Here is a 20612-nt window from a genome sequence, read left to right as displayed (position 1 = left end):
CCGCCTGGAATGCTCATCTTGGAGTGGTGAGATACTCGTAAGCTTTGAAACAACTGGTGGCGGGGTTCGATTCCGTTCAGGGAGTTGCACAGCGCGAAGGTTTCTCTGGCAAGGGCAGCCCGCATCGTTGCTGCAGCCGGATAAAAACCGGCAGCAAGGTCGCCGCCGGTTCCTCAACGCGAAGCTTAAAAGTTTCTTTGGAAGCGCACGACACCACCGAAGGCGTCCTCGTGTCCGCGAAACCCGCGAAAAGCGGTGTAGTCGAGCTCCGGCGTGATCTTGAAGCCCGGCGCGATCTCATAGGCAACATTGAGGGCTGCGTTCCAGGTGCCATCCTCCTCGAAGTCGATCTGGCTGTTGATGGTTGCCTTTTCGCTGACCTTCACGGAAGCACCGCCCCACATTGCCCAGTCGCCGTACCAGCTGCCGTAGTAGTTCGGCCGGCTCGGGTCGGACTGGTAGGCAGCCATGACGAACAATGAGAGCGTGTCGGTGACGTCGAGGTTGACGCGCGCCTTGAAGGCCCAGGCATCATAGCGCGTGTCATAGGCCGCCATGCCAAAAAGCTTCATCCGGTCCGCTTCGTATTTCACCCCGCCGAGGAGGTGGGGAATGCTGACGGCCCGTAGGTCAAACCACTCGCGGCTTGCCACGCCGGACGCGTCGACCGCCTCCAGTTCCCAGGAGCCATTGCCTTCCTCTGCGCCCACCATGGCGGAAAAGCCGTTGCCGAAGTCGTGGGTATAGCTCGCCTGCATCGTGCGGTCGCCCGAGTAGTAAATGACGTCGTCGTAGATGACGTTGCCGGCACCCCAGGTCCAGTTGGCAAAGAGCGAATCGGCGATGCCGACCGAGAAGCCGGCAAGCTCGATAAGCGCTTCTGAAATGTAGATGCGCTCGCCAGATGCCTTGTGCTCGAAGCGCGTCTCCAGATAGGAGCGCAGCGTACCGAACTCGGTTTCATTGCGAGCGTCGAAGCGCAGTGTCGCCCGCGCCTTGCCGGGCAAGCCATCGAGCGAGCCGCCCCAGTAGACATCGTCGCCGGCCGCAACCTCGTGGCGCAGGTAGCCGCTGATCTTCAGGCAGGTTTCGGTGCCCGGAACATAGAAGAAACCGTTGCCATAGGCATCGCAGACGCGGACATATTCGACCGGTTCCGCGTCTGCAGCCGTTGCCGCTTGGGTGGCGGCCATCAGGCAGAGCGCCGCTGCGGCACCTTTCAGGAGGAGAAGTGCCGTAGCACTGGTTGGTTTGTACATATCGAGTTCGTTCCCTTGTCGGTTCTTGAAAATTGGCAAAGCTTCGCCGGCTCCGTCCGTGGCGTGCGGGACAAGCGGGTGCTGAGCGGGTCTGTATGGAATGAGAGGAAAAAGGGCCGGTATCGTTTGCGATACCGGCCAGTCGGGGTTACCCGCGCGGCGGCCAGACTTCGCCGGCAAGGCCGGTTTTCGGTTCACCGAGAAGCGGCGTCTTCAGGGCGCGGATGCCGTCGATGCTGATCAGCCAGATGATGTTGCGGTCGTATTCGGTAAAGACCGCGAAGCTGGCGTTTTCATAGGTGTATTCGGGCATTTCCTCAGGCTTGGGGAAGCGCGGCACGTAGTAGCCGGCGATCTTCGGATCCTTCGGGTCCTTGACGTCGAAGATCTGCAGGCCGGCATTGTAGAAGGCATAGGGCAGGATGCCGTCGCGGCTGTGACCCGGCTGGTGGGTCGTGCCGGAACGCTTCGGACCGAAGCTGCCGCGCCGCTGGCAATAGTCGGTGAATTCGGCCTCTGCCGGGGGTGTCGGACGCGGGAAGGTGGCGACGACCTTCGGGTCCTTCGGATCCTTGGCGTCGATGACCAGCACGTCCTTGTAGGGCTCGTAGCAGTTGGAGTTCATCGGGTAGCCGTTGGCAAAGACATAGCCGGTGCGCTCGTACTGGCTGGTATCGGCATTGTCGAATTCGGTACCGGCAAAGCTTGGCGGAATGCTCAGATGGCCCATTATTTCCGGCGTGCCGGGATTGGTGAGATCGAAGGTGTAGAAGCCGAGGCCGCCCATCGCGCCGAAGCCGATCTTGCCACCTTTTTCCACCGGCTTCGGCAGGAACAGCGGCATGCGCGAGCCCATCCAAGACGTGCGGTTGCCGGCGCGCGGGTTCATCAGGTAGGCGTCCTCGCTTGCCTTGTCGCCGACGACCTGTCCGGGAACGGTGACCTGGCTGACGAAAAGAGGATTGGCCGGGTCCGTCATGTCCCAAGCCTGGTAGCCCGGCGAATGCAGGTAGTCCGGATACTCGGTCAATGCGTAGCTGTCGTCGGGCGCCGACGAGAGGTACATGTACTTGCCGCCAAACCAGGCGGGTGCGTCGAGCGAACCGGAGCCCTGCTGCTTGCCGATGGGCGCGTCCGGGTTGTTGATGTCGGTCGTGCGGGTGGCGATCAGCGTCCAGTCACTCGGCAGCGGCCCGTTCATCTCGTAGACCTTGAAGCCCTTGAGCGAATTGTAGTGGCGTAGCGTCTCGACGATGTCGGGCTGGGTGCGCTTGTTGTCGAGAATGCCGAAGCGGCCGATCTCGTAGGAGGCGACGACGACGTTTTTCTGGAGCTTTTCACTCCAGGCAATCGTCATACCGCCGAAATAGTCCTGGACCGTCTTGGCGTCCCAGTCTTCGCTTGAACCGTCCTGTCCCCAGACGCCGCCCTTGGAATAGACGACCTTGGCCTTGGCCGGGTCGGTGATGTCGAGCACGCGCATGTAGTCGCGGTCATGCAGGTACATGTAGCGCTTGCCGTCAAAATCCGCGACGTCGGGCCAGGCATGCCAGGGCGACGTGATGTGCGGGTAGAAGGCGATTTCCTCGACGTTGCTCTTGTAGGTTTTGTCGTCCCAATGGGTGAGCTGGCCGGGGAAGTTCGGCGATGCGCCGAGTGCTGTGGCGCGCGGCGCGTTGAACTTGCCCGTCGCCGGATCCATGCCGTAGTCCTTGCCCGGCGTCAGCGCCGGCGGCTGCTTGTCGTAGGTCAGTTCCGACCAGCGCTTGAGGTGGGGATCCTGGATGTTGATTTCCGTCGGTACTTCCTTTTCCCAACCCGCGGCAAGCGCAGTGCCCGCGGCCAGACACAAAATTGAACACGTGATGATCAGCCTTCTCGGCATGTTGGTCTCCTCCTGGAATATCGGTGAACGGACGCGTCCAAGGCTGGCAGCGGCGCAAGCAAACGACAGCTCGGCGGCGAACACACCCCTGTGTCGCGTTCCGAATTCTTCTTTCGTCGTGTCAGTTGATCGCGCAGGCCTCCTCATGCCCGCGCAAATCACGCCGCTTCCGTTTGCTTAGGCGCCATGAAACAGGGTCGCTTTCCCCATAACAATCGCCTTAATCAGCATTAATTCATGCGGATTTCTTATGAGTTCCCGGGCGTGTTGATGGTTTGCGGGATCCAGATGACGCAACTTCCCCTTCCTCGACGGCGTAGACTTCGAGCGGATAGCCGAAATGCTCGTCCATCAGGATCCGAGCGCGTTCGGCGTTGCGGTCGAGTACGGCCTCCATCAGCTCGGTGTGCGGACCGATGGATTGCGCCTTATGCAGCGCGGCCATGGCCTCCGCGTAGCCGGTCGTCTCTCCGTGCGCCGCGCGCAGAACAGGGGCGAAGGCGAGGAACCGGTAGTGGCGTTGGAGCTGGTCGGAGATGGTCGAGCGGAAGTGCATCAGCCAACTCGATTGCGCAGCGCTCAAGAGGGCGGCGTGAAATGCCTCGTGCCGTTCCATCCAGGTATCCACGGCAAGGTCGGAAGAATCCTCGACGATCGTCTTGCAGCGAGACATACGGTAGTGCGCCGTGACGATCGCCGATTCCCATTCCGAGCCGCCGCGCTCCATGGCTTCCAGCAACAGAGGGATTTCGACGACTGCGCGGGCTTTTGTCAGATCCTCCAGCCCCTTGCGCGACACGGGTGCGACGGTGAAGCCGCGGTTGGAGATCGCCACTACCAGCCGCTCGGCCTCCAGCCGCGACAGCGCCTCTCGAAGAGGCGTCCGCCCGACATCATAGGTTTTGCTCAGAAGGTCGGGCCGCAACGGCGCCCCCGGTTGCAGACGGGCCATGAGGATCTCGGTTCGCAAAATCCTGTAGGCGGCCTCTGTTTTTGTGCTGTTTTCCTGCTCGTCGACCAAAGGCACCTCCAAAATTCACCGCCCAAATGTTCGGTGATCATATATGCGAGAATAATATATGATAATCGCTAATTGCTATAATTGTATACTATATCGTTGACTTTGTCGTTGGGCTGCGCTTCCTCATCCCTCGTGCTGTCACTGCGACAGCTGGAGGAGGAACACATGGCCACGACAAAATCGAAACTCATCACGGGCCTGATGGCAGCCGGTCTGGTGCTTGCCGGCATCGGTTCGGCGGCTGCCGATCCGATCCGCATCGGCATCGCCAATTTCGGCGAACACCCACCGCTCAACGCCGCCATCGCCGGCTTCAAGGCGGCGCTCGCCGAAAACGGCTTCGTCGAGGGCAAGGACGTCGTCTACACGGAGAGCCACACCAATTTCGACGCCTCGCTGGTGCCGCAGATGATCGCCAAGCTGCAGGCCGAACAGCCAAAGCTCGTCTACACCGTCACCACCCCGGTTTCGCAGATCGCCAAGAAGGCGCTCGCAGGCTCCGGCATCCCGGTGATCTTCACGGCCGTGACCGATCCGGTCGCGGCCAAGCTCGTGCCTTCCCGCGAAAGCGGTGATGACGGCATCACCGGTGCGACCGACAGCCAGGACATGGCGGCGGTGCTCGACTTCACCAGGAAGCTCCTGCCGAACGCCAAGCGGCTCGGTCTGCCTTACAATCCGGGCGAGGCCAACGACGTCGCGCTGCTCGAAGCTGTGCGCAAAATTGCGCCTGAGCAGGGCTTTGAAGTCGTCGAAGTCGGCGTCGACAACCTCAACGACATCCAGCAGCGCATCACCTCGCTCTCCGGTAAGGTCGACGTCATCTATGGCCCGACCTCCAACATGATCCAGCCGGCGATCGCGGCGGTCGCGTCGGCGGCGCGCCAGGCGGGCATCCCGGTCGTCAATGCCGTCGATACTGCCGTACAGGAGGATTTCGTGCCGGCAAGCTTTGCCGTCAACTACGAGCAGGTCGGCAAGAATGCCGGCAAGATTGCGGCTGAAGTCTTGAAGGGCAAGGACCCGAAGTCCATTGCTCCTGTTTTCCCTGCCTATGAGGACCACCAGGCACTGATCTCGAAGAAGGCGATGGCCGCCTTCGGCGTCGAGATCCCGGCTTCGCTCGCCGACTGCAACTGCATCGTCGAGTAATCCGACGCCAGCTACGGCGGCGGCCACGACGCCGCCGTCCATGAGCGCGCCGCGCGCGCCCTGTCCATTCGTATTTACATGAATTCCGGAAGCAAGGCTGCGGAGGCGGCCTCTACGGAATTGCTCAGAGGAGGAACGGATGCTCGAAATCCGATCTGCACGAAAGGTCTTCTACAAGGGGCAGCCCGACGAGAAGATCGCCCTCAACGATCTCAGCCTGACGCTTCCGACCGGCAACTTCGCCATCGTCATCGGATCGAACGGCGCCGGCAAGAGCAGCATGCTCAATGCCATTTCCGGCGCGCTCATGCTCGATTCAGGCAAGATCCTCATCAACGGCGACGATGTGACGGCACTGCCCGTGCACAAACGTGCGACACGGGTGGCCCGGGTCTTCCAGGATCCGATGAAAGGCACCGCCGCCTCGATGACGGTTGCGGAAAACATGCTGCTTGCCGAATTGCGCGGCAAGAAACTTGGCCTTGGCCGTGGCCTCAATGCCAGGCGGCTCGCAAGCTACCGCGAACGCCTCGCTGCGCTGAACCTCGGGCTCGAAAACCGACTGGACACGCGCGTCGAACTGCTTTCAGGCGGCCAGCGGCAATCGCTTTCGCTGATCATGGCGACGTGCGACCAGCCGGATCTGCTGCTCCTCGACGAGCATACCGCAGCCCTCGATCCCCGCACGGCTGACATCGTCATGCAGGCGACGGTACGCGCGGTCGAAGCCTTCAATCTCACCACGCTGATGGTGACGCACAACATGCAGCACGCCGTCGATTTCGGCCATAGCGTGGTGATGCTCGATGCCGGCCAGATCCGGCTCGAGATCACCGGCGCGGAAAAGGCCGAGGTCACGATCCCGAAACTCATTGGTCACTTCGGCATGAAGACCGACCGGATGCTGCTCGCAAGCTGAGACGGACATGGAAACGGTTTCTATGATATTTTCGAACTTCATCACGCTCGTCCCGGTCACGCTGGCGCAGAGCCTCATCCTTTCCTTCATCGTTCTCGGCATCATGCTGCCATTCCGAACACTGAATTTTCCGGACCTGACGAGCGAGGGCGCATTCCCGCTCGGCGGCTGCGTCTGCGCGCTGTCGCTCGCCGGTGGCGCACCCGGTTGGCTGGCGATCCTCGTTGCGATGGCCGCAGGCTTCCTGGCGGGTAGCTGCACGGCCTTCGTGCATCTGCGCTTCCGCATCCACACGCTGCTTGCCGGCATTCTGATGATGACGATGCTCTACTCGATCAATCTGCGGCTGATGGGCAAGTCTAACCTCTCGGTGTACGGCACGCCAACCATTTTCGATGGCGTACCCTTTGCCGAGCCGGGTTTCCCGGTCGCGAAGATCGTCGTTGCAGGACTGCTCGGCATTGCCGTCTATTGCCTTTTGAACCTCTATTTCCGGACCGAACGCGGAACGGCCATGCGCGCCGTCGGCTCCAACCCGGATATGGCGGAAGCGCAGGGGATCAGCATCTGGGCCTTCACCATCGGCGGGGTCGGTCTAGCCGGTGCCTTCTCGGCCACCAGCGGCGCGCTCATGGTGCAGTCGCAGGGGTTTGCGGACGTCAACATGGGCATCGGTACGCTGATCAACGGCCTTGCGGCGCTGATGATCGGCGAAGCCATTGTCGGCAAGCAGACGATCCGGCGCCAGCTTGCGGCACCCTTCGTCGGAGCCATCGTCTACTACCAGCTTGTCTCGCTCTGCCTTGCCGCCGGCATGCCGCCGACCGACCTGAAACTTGCCACCGGCCTCTTCGTGCTCGCCATGCTGGCGCTCCCAACCCTCAAGCGCGCCCGCGGCCCCATGCCGGCCCGCGAAACCGTCCGTGAATAGAAGGACTGCCCCATGAACATCGATATCCATGCTGTCGAGGCGCTCGATCGCGACGACCCGCTCGCGGCCTTCAAGAAGCGCTTTGATTTGCCCGAAGGCGTCACCTATCTCGACGGCAATTCGCTCGGCGCGGCGCTCTTTGCCTCCTACGCCGAAATCGAGAAGGCCGCGAAACTCGAATGGGGCCGCGACCTCATTCGCAGCTGGAACACGGCTGGCTGGTTCGCCCTGCCGCTGACGCTCGGCGACCGCGTCGGCCGCCTCATTGGCGCAGCACCCGGCCAGACGGCCGTGACCGACCACACCTCGGCCAATGTCTACAAGGCGCTGCACGCCGCACTCGGCCTCAATGCGGAGCGCAAGGTCATTGTCGCGGAAAGCGAGAGCTTCCCGACCGATCTTTACATGGCTGAGGGCGTGATTGCGACGCGGCCCGGTACCGTCCTGCGGCTTGAGGGCGTCGATGGCCCGCGGATCGAAGGCCTGATCGACGAGAGCGTCGCCGTGGTGCTCGTCAATCACGTCAACTACAAGACCGGCGCTCTGCGCGATATGGCGGCGCTGACCAAGCGCGCGCACGATGTGGGTGCGCTCGTCGTCTGGGATCTCTGCCATTCGGCCGGTGCGCTGCCGGTGGAACTCGATCGCTGCAACGTCGATTTCGCCGTCGGTTGCACCTACAAGTATCTGAATGGTGGCCCCGGTGCGCCAGCCTTTATCTATGTTGCCAGGCGCCATCAGGAAAAGGCCAGCCAACCGCTCAGTGGCTGGTGGGGCCACGCCCGTCCATTCGCTTTCGAGCGCAATTACGACGGCGGCGCGGGCATCTTGCGCTTCCTCTCCGGCACGCAGCCAATCTTGTCGCTGCGCACGCTTTCGGCCGCGCTCGATCTTTGGGATGAAGTGGACATGACGGCCATCCGCCGGAAGAGCATCGCACTCACCGACCTCTTCATAAAGCTCGTCGAAGCGCGTTGCGGCGCGCATGGCCTGAAGCTGGTCGGTCCAAGGGACGGCACGGTGCGCGGCAGCCAGGTCTCCTTCGAGCACGAGGGGGCCTATGAAATCATGCAGGCTCTGATCGAGCGGGGCGTCATCGGTGACTTCCGCGCCCCGGCCACCATCCGTTTCGGTTTCACACCGCTCTATACGAGTTTTAAGGATGTGTGGAACGCCGTGGACGTGCTGCATGACGTGATGGAGACTGGCGCTTGGCGCGACGCCCGCTTTGCTGTCCGTAGCGCCGTGACCTGATCGCGATCGCTTGTGAAAAATGGAAAAGCGCTTTCCCTGTCCGGGAAGGCGCTTTTTTTTCGTTTGGGCTGGCTCGAGACTTATCACATCTCGATATCAATTCATTCAACCTATGTGGATTGTTATATTAGACCGCTGATTGCATCCATTACCGGAACAGGAAGGCGCAGCCTCTGAAGGAATGGCGAAAAGGCAATCTCATGGCTCAGGATACGCATGCTCAGCTCTATATCGGCGGAAAATGGAGGGCGACCTCTGAGACGCTCGCCGTCATCAACCCCGCCAATGAGGATGTCATCGGCAAGGTGGCGGTCGCCCGCGAGACGGATCTCGCCGACGCAACGGACGCTGCCTGGCAGGGCTTTCAGGCCTGGAGCCGGACATCGCCGGCTGCCCGCGCGGCGATCATCCTGAAGGCGGCCCAGCTTATGCGCGAGCGCTCAGAGGAGATCGCGCGTTCGATCACGCTCGAAAACGGCAAGCCGCTTTCCGAGGCGCGGTCCGAGGTCATTCGCGGTTGCGAATTCTTCGAATGGGACGCCGGCGAATGCGTGCGTCTCTACGGCCGGGTTATCCCGAGCGCGCCGGGCATCCGCTACATCGTGCTGCAGGAACCGATCGGCCCAGTCGCGGCGTTCTCGCCCTGGAACTTCCCGATGAGCCAGCCCGCTCGCAAGATCGGCGGCGCACTTGCGGCCGGCTGCTCCATCATCATGAAGGCGTCCGAGGAGACGCCAACCGGCGTCGTGCACATAGCGCGGGCGTTCCACGATGCAGGCCTTCCTGCCGGTGTGCTCAACCTCGTCTTCGGCCACCCCGCCGAAATCTCAGGCTATCTCATCCCTCAGGACCGGATCCGCATGGTCGCCTTCACCGGCTCGACCGTCATCGGAAAGCACCTGACGACGCTCGCTTCGCAAGTGATGAAACCGGCGCTGATGGAACTTGGCGGCCACGCGCCCGTCATCGTCTGCGAGGATGCCGATCCGGTTGCGGCCGGCATTGCCTGCGCCACCCGCAAGTATCGCAATTCCGGCCAGGTCTGCACCTCGCCGACGCGCTTCTTCGTGCACGAAACGCTCTACAGGCGCTTCACCGACGCCTTCGTGGAGAAGGCGCGTTCGATCAAGGTCGGTGACGGCCTCGACGCAGGGACGCAGATGGGCCCGGTGGCCAACGATCGCCGCATCGCTGCCCTCCAGGAGCTTGTCGACGATGCGCGCGCAAAGGGCGCCCGCATCCTGTGCGGCGGCGGACGTCTGGACGGCAAGGGCTACTTCTTCGCGCCGACCGCGATTGCCGATCTGCCGGATGATGCCCGCGCGCTCAGCGAAGAGCCCTTCGGCCCGCTCGCGCTGATCAATCCGGTTGCCTCGATCGACGAAGCGCTTACGAAAGCGAATGCGCTTCCGTTTGGTCTTGCCGCCTATGGCTTCACCAACTCGGCCGCCAACATCGACCGCCTGATGCAGGGCATCGAGGCCGGCAATCTTTCGATCAACACGCTCGAGGCCTCCGTCGCCGAAACGCCCTTCGGTGGCGTCAAGGAAAGCGGCCTTGGCCGCGAGGGTGGCGCGGAGGGCCTGCATCACTACACCGTCGTCAAGAACGTCTCGCTGCGCACCGCCTGACGGCATCGCGCGCCGCAATGAATGGATGATCAGGCCGAAACCGCTGTCTGGGTGGTTTCGGCCTTCTTGCGTTCCATCAGCCGACAACCGGGACCATGTCGCGCAGCACCTTGCGCAGCAGTGTGCGCACCGCGAGCGTCGCGGGGGAGGGCGTGCGTTCGCGCGCCGTGATGACAGAGACATCGCGGGCAATCGACGGCTCGACCAACGGGCGGGCTGAGATCTTCCGACCGTTGAGGCCGGTAAAGGCATAGGTCGGCAGGATGGCAACCCCCGCCTCCCGCTCGACGAGCGAAAGGGCGGTGTTGATCTGGTGCACTTCGAGAGAAGGGCGCAGTGGCACGCCGGCGCTTTCGAAGCCGACCTCGGTCAGAAGACGGATATTGCTTTCGCGCGTCAGCGTGATGATCGGCTGGTCGGAAAGCGCGGACCAGGCCACTTCGGCCTTCGTGCAGATGGCGTGGCCCTCGGGCGCAAAAACCATCAGCTGGTCGCGCAGCACGCGTTGGATCTCAAGGCCGTCCTCGTCGCTGGCAAAGGTGCCGACGCCGAGGTCGCAGAGGCCACTGCGCACCCGGGGCGCGATCATGTCCGTCACGACGTCCTCGATCCTGAGTTTGAGGTTCGGATGGCTTTGAGCGACTTCCTGCAGCAGGCGCGGCAGCACGGTTGCGCCAAGGAAGGGCGGGGCGGCGATGCGCACCAGGCCCGTTCTCAGTTGCCCGAGATCGTGCACCGCATCGACGGCGCGCTCGATTTCCGCAAGGCCGGGCAGCGCGGCCGCCGCAAAGACCCGACCGGCCTCGGTCAGTTCGACGCGTCGGGTCGTGCGGTCGAAGAGCCGCGCGCCGAGCAGCGCCTCGAGGTCGCGGATCGCATGCGAGATGCCGGCCTGGCTGGTGCGCAAGCGTTCGGCGGCGCGGGAGAAGTTGCCGAGTTCGACCACGGCCTGAAAACACTTGATCTGACGGAGATTGAGCATCGCGGGATCCATACTGATTTCGGCATGAATATATACAGACTATGTGTCTTAATGAATAAAAAAATCCTGCGCTAAATGCGCCGAGAGAGACCGGAGCGGTTGCTTCACGCGCCACCGGACGGACATGCGACAGGGAGCGTCATGAAATACCAGCGTAAAGATGCAAAGGCCCATTCCCGTGCCACGATGCGCCGCATCTGGGCGGCGGCGAACACGCCGTTCACAGTCGATGGCGCCATCGACGAAGAGGGCTACCGCCGCAATGTCGAGCATTGGATTTCCGATCTCGGTATCGACGGCCTCTTCATTGCCGGCAAGCAGGGTGAGTTCTTCTCCATGTCGGTCGACGAGCGCAAGCGGATGTTCGATCTATCGGTGGAAGCGGCCGGAGGACGGGCGCAGACGATCATGTCCTGCTCCGACCAGAACATGGATGTGGTGATCGATCTTGCCCGTCATGCGCAGGCCTGCGGCGCCGACTACATCGTCGTGCATGCGCCGATCCTGCATTTCTTCAAGCAGCAGGACGAAACGCTGCTGCGCTACTATGAGGCCATCGCCTCAAAGGTGGATATCGGCATGGCGCTGTGGTCGCATCCCGACAGCGGCTATCTGATGAGCCCGGAACTGTGCAACCGGCTTGCCGACATCGAGACGGTGGTAGCGATCAAGTATTCGGTGCCGCGCGCCATGTACAAGGCGCTGACGGCGCTCGCCGGCGACCGCATCCTCGTCTCGACCGCTTCGGAAGAGGAATGGCTGGATAACGTCTTGGAACTCGGTTGGCAGCTTTATCTCTGCTCGTCGCCACCCTACACGCTCCAGACCAAGGCCGACCGGCGCATGGCCGAGTACACAGCACTCGCCTTTGCCGGAAAGGCCGAGGAGGCCCGCGCCGTCAGCGCGAGCCTGCAAGGGGTGCGTGACGCCTTCCGCAAGTCCAAGCCCGCGGAAAAGCCCCATGCGCACCAGAAGTATTGGCAGGAACTGCTTGGCCAAGTGGGGGGAGCCGTCCGCCAGCCACTGCTGGAGCTGACGGATGAGGAAAAGAGACTGACCAGAGCCGCCTTCGAGGAATGCGGCCTGAAACTGCGCTGAACGGGACAGGGAGGAATATCGATGACGAAGCTCAAGGCGTTCAATCTGCAAAAGTGGATCGACGAGCACAAGCACCTGCTGAAGCCGCCGGTCGGCAACCAACAGATCTGGAAAGACGCCGACCTCATGGTGACGATAGTCGGTGGCCCCAACAAGCGCACCGACTATCACGACGATCCCGTCGAGGAGTTCTTCTACCAGCTAAAGGGCGACATGGTGCTGAAGCTCTATGACGGCAAGGAATTCTACGACGTGCCGATCCGGGAGGGCGACATCTTCCTGCTGCCGCCGCATGTGCGCCATTCGCCGCAGCGGCCGATGGAGGGATCGATCGGCCTTGTGATCGAGCCCACGCGGCCTGAAGGCCTGCTCGACGCTGTTGAATGGTACTGCTTCGAATGCACGGAGCTTGTGCACCGCGCGGAGGTAGACCTCGAATCCATCGTCGACGATCTGCCGCCGATCTATCAGGCCTTCTACGCGGACGAAAAGCTGCGCACGTGCCCGAAATGCGGAACCGTGCACCCCGGCAAGACCCCGCCCGAGGGCTGGGTGACGCTCTGAACCCGGCAGCAAACCAGCAAAGGATCGTCATGTCGAAAGTCGAAGCCATCTGCCTCGTGGGCTGGGGCGCCATCGGACACCGGGTGGCAGCACTTCTTAAGGCGCGGGGCGCGAACGCCCGGATTGTCGGGATCGCCGTGCGCGATCCCAGGGAAATCGAAGCGACCATGCCGGAAGGGGCGGTTCATGTTGCCGGTCCAGAAGCGCTGACGGCGACCGGCGCGACGTTGGTCGTCGAGGCGGCGAGCCGCGAAAGCGTCCAGCCCTTCGCCCGGGCGGCATTGGCGGCGGGCATGGATTTCGCGGTGTCCTCGACCTCGGCCCTGGTGGATGCCACCGTGCTCGACGAACTCGTGGAACTTGCGCGGCGGAACGGTTGCAAGCTTATCATACCGCCGGGCGCGCTCGGCGGCATCGATGCGCTCTCGGCGGCCTCACGGTTGGGTCTGGACAGCGTGGAGCACATCATCACCAAGCCCGCGAGGGCCTGGTTTGGGACGCCCGCCGAAGAGTGCTGTCGCCTAGGCGAACTTCAGGAAGCGGAAGCTTTCTTTGCAGGATCGGCCGCTGAGGCGGCGACGGCCTTTCCGCAAAATGCCAATGTGGCGGCGACCATCTCCCTTGCCGGCATCGGTATGGAACATACGCGTGTGCAGCTCGTCGCCGATCCCAAAGCAGTGGAAAACACGCACAGCATTATCGCCCGGGGCGCCTTCGGCACACTCGAAATCCGCCTTCAGAACCGCCCGCTCGCAACCAATCCGAAATCCTCGGAGATGACGGCACTGAACCTCGTTCGCCTGATCGAGAACAGGACAAGCGCGCTTGTCCTTTAGTCGGTAGCTGCCGCTCGACTGCTCGGCCATTGCCGTTCCGGGCAGATCTTTGTGCTGCCGGCAACCGCATGCGCCGCTTTATCCGTTGGCTCTATCGAAACCACCTTTGGCATCGTCGGTGAAACACGCGTGCGGTGGTGCTTGAACGCCCAGACGTTGCGGGGGCAGTCGCTCCGACGCGGGTTTTCACGCTCTTCCTAGCAAGCCGTCGGCCGATCCAGGAGAGGTAGGAGGTGGTTTTTCCTGCTGTCAACGGGGGATAAGCGGGACAGAATCGCATTGCGCGAAAGCTACGCGATACAGTGATGCGCGCCAATGTGCCTGCTGCCGAACGAAGGCTGGATCAACTTCTTGCCCGCCAGGCTCGTCTCGAAGGAGAGCGAGATGGTCACCGCGAAGTTCGAACCCCGGCAAAACGTCTAGAACGCGGGTTGATGCCGCAGAGGAAGTAACGATGGCCGGCGAGCGACGTAAGCCTGCGAGTGGCTCGATGCCTGTCTTTGTGAAGTTCGTTTCGGGAACAAGAGCGAAGCGCAGCCGTTCTACGGTCAGACCTGCCTCATCGAGCCCGCACTTGGAGCAACGGCCGAAGGGAAGAGATCTGACAGTGGCATCAGCGCAATCGCGCCCCTACCCGAAGGGACGCAGCGCGCTGCAGCACACTGCCACACCCACAGTGAAAACACGCCCGTTTCTCGCACGACCTTCGGGCAAGGTCCGCTTGCGAGACGAATGCGTTGCGATAGAGTTGCTCTGCGATTCGTCGCCTGGAGGAAAGATGCGTCAGCAGACAAAGCCGTTTATCGTTGAGATCAAGCAGTCCCGAAAGCTTAAACCCAACGGCGAAAAACTATCGATCTGGGGGAAACTGGATTTGAGCGTTGCCGAAGAGCACGTGGCATCCGAGAACCCAGTAGAGGCACCGGCCGCCATCGAAAGCGCCGACCGGCTCTAGCGCGCGATCGGCGCAAACCCTCAAAGAGCCATCTCAAACATCCGTCGTGTCCGGTTACAGTTCATGAAGAGAGGCGGTCGCGCGCTCTTCTGGAGCGGCCGCATGGATGATTGCCCGCTTGTCGTCGTCCAGCGCCTTGCGCCAGAATTGAAGACAGGAAGTGTGAGCGGGCCGCGGTTCGCGTTCAGGCGCTATAGCAAGGTCGGCGCCTTTCGCCGAGCCGATAACAGGCGCGTTTTTGCGGCGCTTAATGGTATCGAAAGCTTCTGGCTGTATCGAAGCCCTATGCTTGGGGGTGGGTTTCGAAGTCGTGCTTTGGCAGTATTTCTGCTTCTGTTGATGCTGACGCACTTGGGCGTTGGATCGACCCACGCTGGTGATTCCAGCAACATTCGCAATTCCTGCTGGGCATCCGGCCGCATCTCAGAGAACGTGATCACCATAGCTTTGGCAGCCGAGCGGTGGTCCTGTGATGACCGGAAATTCTCGATTGATTCCGAGCGAGTGCTGCTTCGCTTCGATCTCAGGCCGGGCGATAGCCCTCCTCGATACTTTCTCTCCAGGCGGAGCGCACTTGAGGCGGTGCATCTCCTTGCAATCGACCAGGACGGCGCGGTGCGGCAAGCCTCCGTTTCTGCAGCAGCGTTGCCCAGCTCAATGGCCGGTGGGTATTTCAAGGCTCCCCTGCCTGTAGTGACAGATGCGACGCGGCAAGTCGTCGTCGCAATGGATTTGCCCAGCCATCGGATGACACTGGAGCGAGCATATCTTGCACCAGTGGATGTCGCAGTCGATAGCATCGACGATATGCAACTCCTGACGTTCGTCGCAGGCCTAGCTGGCATGCTCGCCATGCTTCTGATCTTCAATGCGGCGTTCTATCGGATCCTGCGCGAACCTTTTGTTCTCTGGCACTCGGCTTTGACGCTGTCGTTGCTGATGACCATTATGACCTCATCAAGTTTGTCAGTCGTATTTTTCGACCCGCCGGCCATGACTTTGAGCTGGATGACCACCTTGCTCTTCGGGATGACGGTCGCATCAGGAGCGATGTTTACGTACAGCTTCATCGAACCTGGACTGATGCATCCTGCACTACGGCGTCTGCTACCCTATTGTGCGGCATCGGCATTGTTCCTGAGTGCGTTTCACGCGGCATTCCCGTTCGTTGCGCGGCCAATACAATCGACCGCGTACACGGCTGCGTTTGCACCGATCCTCATCATTTTCATACTGTCGATGGTCGACGCATTGCGCCGCGGGAGCCGCGCGGCAAAATTTCAGGCAGTCGGATACACGCCAATGATCGCGGTCGGCTTGATCCGTCTGGTGACGGGCGTCGTACCCTGGTTCGACAGCATCGACGCCACGCTCGCGTTTTATGCTGGCTGTCTATTCGAAGCCCTCTTTACCACGCTCGGCGTAGCTGATCGCTTCGTGACCATGAAGCGGGAGCGAGATCGCGCACGCATCGAAGCCGATCTGCTTGAACGGCTTTCCGAAACGGACCCATTGACGGGATTGCTCAATCGTCGAGCGATTGAGGGACAGTTCGCGCAGCTTCGAGCTGATGGCTTTGCAACATTGGCGGTCATTGACCTTGATCATTTCAAATCAATCAATGACGTAAACGGACATGCCGTTGGAGATGCCGTGCTCAAAGCTGTAGCCAATGCTTTCCAGACAGGGCCGGACGTGCGGGCATACCGTCTTGGCGGTGAAGAATTTGTACTTCTCTTGCGCGGCAATGATGCCGCCACCCTGGCCGAACGCCGGCGACAGGCAATTCCGGTAATTGTCGCCAGTACCGTTCCGGGTCTCGAGCGACCTGTAACCGCCAGCATGGGAGTGGCGGATACCTTCGGCGATGAAGGTTTTGAGAAACTCTATGAACGGGCCGACAAGCTCCTCTACGAAGCAAAGAGCGCGGGCCGAAATCGAACTCGGAGCACCATCAAGGCAGAGACGGATCTGGAAATCTTTGTGAAAGAACAGGCCTTCGCCAACTAGAGCACTCACAGTGCTGAATGAACGGGGGCCGAGGTTGGTTGCGGGCTTGGCCATGTCTCTTTCTTTCGGGCCGAAGTGGTTCCGGCCCAGTGCCGAACCGGCGGAAGACGGCCGCTTCAATGTTCGCGCTCGGCCGGACAAGCGGAGACGATCTGCGGGCATACGAGGCAGTGCCCTGCGAAAGGCAAGCGGGTCCGCTCCGCGCGCGGCGACGGATGCCGGCCCCCACGCGGCGCAAATGCGGCCTTATAGCGGACGACCGACGTTTTAGACCGCAGCAAAACCGAAGGACGAGCCGTGACATTTGCGTCAGCACCGCAGAGAAGGTAGGGGTGCACCCCTATTGCAGCGATCGCGGCCGCGACCACTGCAAGATCCGAAAAACCATGCAAGGCAGACCATGAGCGACCAGAACGACGACTACGTGTACGACGATGTAACGGGTGAGTGGCGGCCAGCCTCCGAACTTGCTGCCGAGAAAGCAAGAGCCGCCGAGGTTCGCGATGCGTCAGGGACCGTCCTTGCAGATGGCGACTCAGTCGTTTTGATCAAGGATCTCAAGGTGAAGGGTGCCGGGCAAACGCTGAAGCAGGGAACGGTGATCAAGTCGATCCGGCTAACTGATAATCCTGAAGAAATCGATTGCCGCCATGAGGCGATCAAAGGTCTTGTTCTACGCACTGAGTTTGTTCGCAAACGCTAGACGTTCGAAGCGTAACAGGTGATCGGCAGTCCTGAAGCGGCGCCGACGTCTTCGGAAGCCACCAGCTTGAGGGCCGAGGAGTTGTCGCCGCTTAGCCCAGCGGTTTGGTCGGCGTTCTCGGCCGTTGTAGTGCCGACTCGCACTTCCAACGCATAGCGACAACGGAGCGCGACTAAGCGGATTGCGGCCCATGAGCTCGCAGTCGCGCTGGATGGCAGCCTGGTCCCAGGCTGCGGCCATCTGCTAGCTGCTTCTCTTGTCGCGCAACGGGAGGGCCGCCCTTTCGCCTACGGGAATACGAGGGCTGCACCATCCCGGCTCGACCCTTCCGGCTCGACCCATGGCGAGTGCGTCTAGCTATGGACCGCGGCGACCAGGCGGCGGCAGGCGTCCACGAGGTTCGGTTGCTGAAGCAGGGCGCCGCCGATCAGATACATGACGTCGTTGCCGTAGGCCTCACGCATCTCGGGAACGCGCTCGAAGGTCATGCCGCCACCGGGTGCAGCGACGATCGCCTTCGGCCCGCTCATGTCGGCCGCGCAGGCCCGAGCAATCGACAGGCATTCCTCTCGCGTGAAACCGAAGCGGCCTCCGAAGTTCGGGTAGATCACCGCATCCGCGCCCATCAGGCGATGGAGCGTGCCGAAGAACGAACGGTGCGAGAAGCCGCAATCGGCAGAAACCACATTTGCGCCGGAGAAGGCCGGGTGCGAAACGATCGGCAAGCTGAAGTCGGGATCGGCCGCAAGTGTGCGCACGACATCATAGCCGGTCAATGCCGGGGCCAGCATCACGGCGCCCGCACCGGCGGCCTGCGCTTCCTTCGCCCGGTCAAGCACGGCCGAAGCCGGCCCGGTGACATTCGGCACGAAGCTTGTCCTGCCGCCGGTTTTGGCATTGGCCTCGCCGACGGCCTCGATGCAGGCCTTCAGGCGTTCATTAAATGGCGACGTCACCTGATCGACGAGACCATGGTCGTCCTTGACGAAGTGCATGCCGCCAAGCGCGAAATCATGGGCGCGGCTCGCAAGTTCGGATGTCGAAAGCCCGACGGGCTTGATCGCCGACATCAAAAGAGGGCTTTCGCCCACGCCGGCGCGGGCGCGAAGCCCGGCAATGCCGTGGCGGGGTCCTGTGCAAAGCCCAAGGATACCCGGCGAAAGACCGATATCCTCGACCTTCAGGCCGGGCTTGATGGAGCTGTTGCCGAAGATGACGTTCAAGAGCTGCAGAAAGTCGCCGCCGACATCGTCGTCGGAATAGGAGATCGAGGCGAGAAAACCCGGCCGGCCGACCGGATCCGGCTTCAGGTCTTCCAGCTTGCCGAGGATTTCATCCTCGACGTAGCCCTTGGGAACGGCGCTGCGCGGAATTTCGACGGTCTGCTCCAGAGCGATATCGAGTGCGCGCGCCTTAGCCTCGTCGGCGTCAGCGGCCTGCACGTAGTAGGTGACGGTGAAACGCGGAGCCACTAGAGCGCCTCCGCCTTCTGAGCCGAATGCACGTGGTCGATGCGGACCTCCGTCAATTCGTCCTCGCCAATCTCCAGCGGCTTGCCGACCAACTCGCTGATGGCGCCAACGAGCGCGCCGGCGTCGAGGCCATACTTTTTCATGAGGTAGGGCTTGGACGCACCATGGGCGAAGGTGTCATTGAGGCCCAGCCGCTTCAGGCGGACGCCAAGACCTTCTTCGGCCAGAATTTCCGCAACGAGCGAGCCGAGGCCACCGACGATGGTGTGGTTTTCCAGCGTGACGATCCCCTTCTTGCCCCGCGCGGCCTTCAAAAGGCCTTCGCGATCGAAGGGTTTCAGGGTCGAGGCGTGCAGATGGGTGATGCCGATGCCGCGTGCCTGAAGCGGTTGGGTGGCGCGCAGTGCTTCCTCGGTGCAGACGCCTGAGGAAACGACGAGAATGTCGTCGCCCTCGGACAGAACCCGCAGCTTGTTGAACGCGAAAGGCGTGGAGAAGAGACGCGGGACCTCGCCGCGAAGCACGCGCACATAGACGGGGCCATCGATGCTGTCGGCCACTTCAAGCACGGTCTCCACCTCGGTCGCATCACCGGTCTCGAGGATCGTCATGTTCGGTACGGCGCGCAGAACGGCAACGTCCTCGATCGCCTGATGGGTGATGCCGCCGGGCGTGGTGATACCGGGCAGGAAGCCCATCAGCCGCACCTTGCGATTGGAATACGCGATGGAGTTGATCAGCTGATCATAGGGGCGGCGATAGAGGAAAACCGAGAAGGTATGAATGAACGGCCGGTAGCCTTCCATCGCCAGCCCGCCGGCAAAGGACAACATGTTCTGCTCGGCCATGCCGAGCGAGAGGAACTGCTGCGGATGCCGGTCGCGGAAGCCGTCGACCTCACAGGACGAGGTCAGGTCGGCGGAAAGGCAGAGGACTTCGGGTCGCGCGGTCGCGAAGGTCTCGAATGCCTTGGCGTAGGGACGATTGACGATCTCGACCATGTTCAGGCCCCTTTCATTGCGTCGGCGTCGATGCCGAGTTCGGCCGCAAGTGCGGCCTGCATTTCAAGCCGCTCTTCCTGGCTCTTGAAGCGAACGTAATGAAGCCGCGGGAAACGTTTCTTAAGGAAGTCCATGCCCTGGTAGGGCGAGGTGTTGGCGAGGATGACCAGCGGCTTGCCGGGCTCGGTGCTTCCGGCCGCGGCCCTGAGCGCTTCCAGGTCGTGCCCGTCGACCGAGCGGCAGGTGACGCCGAAGGCGCTCACCCGGGCGGCGAGATCGCCAAGGTCAAGCACCGAAGACATGGCACCGTCGCACTGCTGGCGGTTCACGTCGACGACGACGCGAATGTTGTCGATGCCGTGGTAGCTCAGCGCCGCAAGGCACTCCCAGGTTTGGCCTTCCTGGAACTCGCCGTCCGACATGTAGACCCAGACCTTGCCCGGCTCCTTCTTCTGCAGCCGCGCCCAGGCGACGCCCGAGGCCATGGACAGACCCTGCGCCAGCGAGCCCGTGGTCACTTCCATGCCGGGGCTGTGCTCGGCGCCGATCATCTCGACCGAACCGCCGTCCTTGTTGAAGTGATCGAGCGCGTGCTCGTCCATGCGCCCCATCTGGATCAGCGCCGAATAGATGACGAGCGCATAGTGGGCGGGCGAGATGAAGAAACGGTCGAACGCCGGCCCAACCGGTCCGTGATAGCCGGCGCCGGTAAAGGCGTCCGGATTGTGCGCCGAAGGAACACCGCGAAACGGCAGCGGCACCTTCGGCAACGTCGGCTCGCCGAGCGTCAGAAGCTCGTTATAGAGCAGCGCAAGGCTTTCGGCAGCCGAGCAGGCCTGGCTGAGGTAACCGCCATTGTTCTTCATCGTGTGGAAGAACACCCGTCGGCGGATGCCGAGCGCGATCTCTTCCGTTGAAACCCGGTTCGTGAGTGTCATC

At 61.9% G+C, this 20612-nt stretch carries 18 protein-coding genes; 11 read left to right on the top strand and 7 right to left on the bottom strand.

What is annotated here, in order from left to right:
* Window positions 1-185: 185 nt before the first annotated feature.
* From ASD63_RS28785 to ASD63_RS28775, 3 genes are all read right to left on the bottom strand, one after another.
* On the bottom strand, window positions 186-1259 hold the full coding sequence (locus ASD63_RS28785) for a porin (protein WP_060530142.1): 1074 nt from the start codon (window positions 1257-1259) through the stop codon (window positions 186-188).
* 148 nt (window positions 1260-1407) lie between these two features.
* Window positions 1408-3144 (bottom strand): hypothetical protein, encoded by a 1737-nt coding sequence (locus ASD63_RS28780; RefSeq protein WP_060530222.1) that lies wholly within the window; start codon window positions 3142-3144, stop codon window positions 1408-1410.
* A gap of 235 nt (window positions 3145-3379) precedes the next feature.
* Window positions 3380-4165, bottom strand: a complete 786-nt coding sequence (locus ASD63_RS28775; RefSeq protein ID WP_060530141.1) for a GntR family transcriptional regulator — start codon at window positions 4163-4165, stop codon at window positions 3380-3382.
* A gap of 165 nt (window positions 4166-4330) precedes the next feature.
* Between ASD63_RS28775 and ASD63_RS28770 the strand changes: the two genes are divergently transcribed.
* The 5 genes from ASD63_RS28770 (at window position 4331) to ASD63_RS28750 (ending at window position 10052) form a co-directional block, all read left to right on the top strand.
* Window positions 4331-5317, top strand: a complete 987-nt coding sequence (locus ASD63_RS28770) for an ABC transporter substrate-binding protein (protein ID WP_060530140.1) — start codon at window positions 4331-4333, stop codon at window positions 5315-5317.
* Window positions 5318-5456: 139 nt separating this feature from the next.
* The gene (locus ASD63_RS28765) at window positions 5457-6236 is read left to right on the top strand and encodes an ABC transporter ATP-binding protein (RefSeq protein WP_034796481.1); all 780 of its coding nucleotides are present in this window, start codon (window positions 5457-5459) and stop codon (window positions 6234-6236) included.
* A 7-nt stretch (window positions 6237-6243) separates the two neighbouring features.
* Complete coding sequence (locus ASD63_RS28760; RefSeq protein WP_034796480.1) at window positions 6244-7167, top strand: ABC transporter permease; 924 nt, start codon at window positions 6244-6246, stop codon at window positions 7165-7167.
* A 12-nt stretch (window positions 7168-7179) separates the two neighbouring features.
* Window positions 7180-8421 carry a kynureninase gene (gene kynU, locus ASD63_RS28755; RefSeq protein WP_060517966.1) on the top strand — a complete coding sequence of 414 codons (1242 nt, stop codon included), beginning with the start codon at window positions 7180-7182 and terminating at the stop codon, window positions 8419-8421.
* A 200-nt stretch (window positions 8422-8621) separates the two neighbouring features.
* The gene (locus tag ASD63_RS28750) at window positions 8622-10052 is read left to right on the top strand and encodes an NAD-dependent succinate-semialdehyde dehydrogenase (RefSeq protein WP_034796477.1); all 1431 of its coding nucleotides are present in this window, start codon (window positions 8622-8624) and stop codon (window positions 10050-10052) included.
* 76 nt (window positions 10053-10128) lie between these two features.
* Here ASD63_RS28750 and ASD63_RS28745 read toward each other — a convergent pair whose 3' ends face one another.
* Window positions 10129-11034, bottom strand: coding sequence for a LysR family transcriptional regulator (locus tag ASD63_RS28745; protein ID WP_060580828.1), 906 nt, complete (start codon window positions 11032-11034; stop codon window positions 10129-10131).
* Between the two features lie 141 nt (window positions 11035-11175).
* Here ASD63_RS28745 and ASD63_RS28740 point away from each other — a divergent pair, with 141 nt between their 5' ends.
* The 6 genes from ASD63_RS28740 (at window position 11176) to ASD63_RS28720 (ending at window position 17200) form a co-directional block, all read left to right on the top strand.
* Complete coding sequence (locus tag ASD63_RS28740; protein WP_060530139.1) at window positions 11176-12132, top strand: dihydrodipicolinate synthase family protein; 957 nt, start codon at window positions 11176-11178, stop codon at window positions 12130-12132.
* Between the two features lie 21 nt (window positions 12133-12153).
* Window positions 12154-12696, top strand: a complete 543-nt coding sequence (locus ASD63_RS28735) for a 3-hydroxyanthranilate 3,4-dioxygenase (RefSeq protein ID WP_060530138.1) — start codon at window positions 12154-12156, stop codon at window positions 12694-12696.
* A gap of 29 nt (window positions 12697-12725) precedes the next feature.
* Complete coding sequence (locus tag ASD63_RS28730; protein WP_060530137.1) at window positions 12726-13532, top strand: aspartate dehydrogenase; 807 nt, start codon at window positions 12726-12728, stop codon at window positions 13530-13532.
* A gap of 778 nt (window positions 13533-14310) precedes the next feature.
* Window positions 14311-14487, top strand: coding sequence for a hypothetical protein (locus ASD63_RS35805; RefSeq protein WP_177235728.1), 177 nt, complete (start codon window positions 14311-14313; stop codon window positions 14485-14487).
* Window positions 14488-14589: 102 nt separating this feature from the next.
* Window positions 14590-16497, top strand: coding sequence for a diguanylate cyclase (locus ASD63_RS28725; RefSeq protein WP_244497284.1), 1908 nt, complete (start codon window positions 14590-14592; stop codon window positions 16495-16497).
* Between the two features lie 400 nt (window positions 16498-16897).
* Window positions 16898-17200: an alkylphosphonate utilization protein gene (locus tag ASD63_RS28720; RefSeq protein WP_034796466.1), complete on the top strand. Its 303-nt coding sequence runs from the start codon at window positions 16898-16900 to the stop codon at window positions 17198-17200.
* Window positions 17201-17553: 353 nt separating this feature from the next.
* Here ASD63_RS28720 and ASD63_RS28715 read toward each other — a convergent pair whose 3' ends face one another.
* The 3 genes from ASD63_RS28715 to ASD63_RS28705 are packed head-to-tail and all read right to left on the bottom strand — an operon-like array spanning window position 17554 to window position 20611.
* Complete coding sequence (locus ASD63_RS28715) at window positions 17554-18672, bottom strand: RuBisCO large subunit C-terminal-like domain-containing protein (RefSeq protein ID WP_060530136.1); 1119 nt, start codon at window positions 18670-18672, stop codon at window positions 17554-17556.
* A complete protein-coding gene (locus tag ASD63_RS28710) occupies window positions 18672-19673 on the bottom strand; it encodes a transketolase C-terminal domain-containing protein (protein WP_060530135.1) in 1002 nt (333 codons plus the stop codon). The genes ASD63_RS28715 and ASD63_RS28710 overlap by 1 nt, the downstream gene beginning before the upstream one ends.
* 2 nt (window positions 19674-19675) lie before the next feature.
* Window positions 19676-20611 carry a hypothetical protein gene (locus tag ASD63_RS28705; RefSeq protein WP_060530134.1) on the bottom strand — a complete coding sequence of 312 codons (936 nt, stop codon included), beginning with the start codon at window positions 20609-20611 and terminating at the stop codon, window positions 19676-19678.
* Window position 20612 lies beyond the last annotated feature (1 nt).

Source organism: Ensifer sp. Root558 (assembly GCF_001427045.1).
Lineage (GTDB): Bacteria > Pseudomonadota > Alphaproteobacteria > Rhizobiales > Rhizobiaceae > Ensifer > Ensifer adhaerens.
This window is presented reverse-complemented; position numbering and strand designations above follow the sequence as displayed.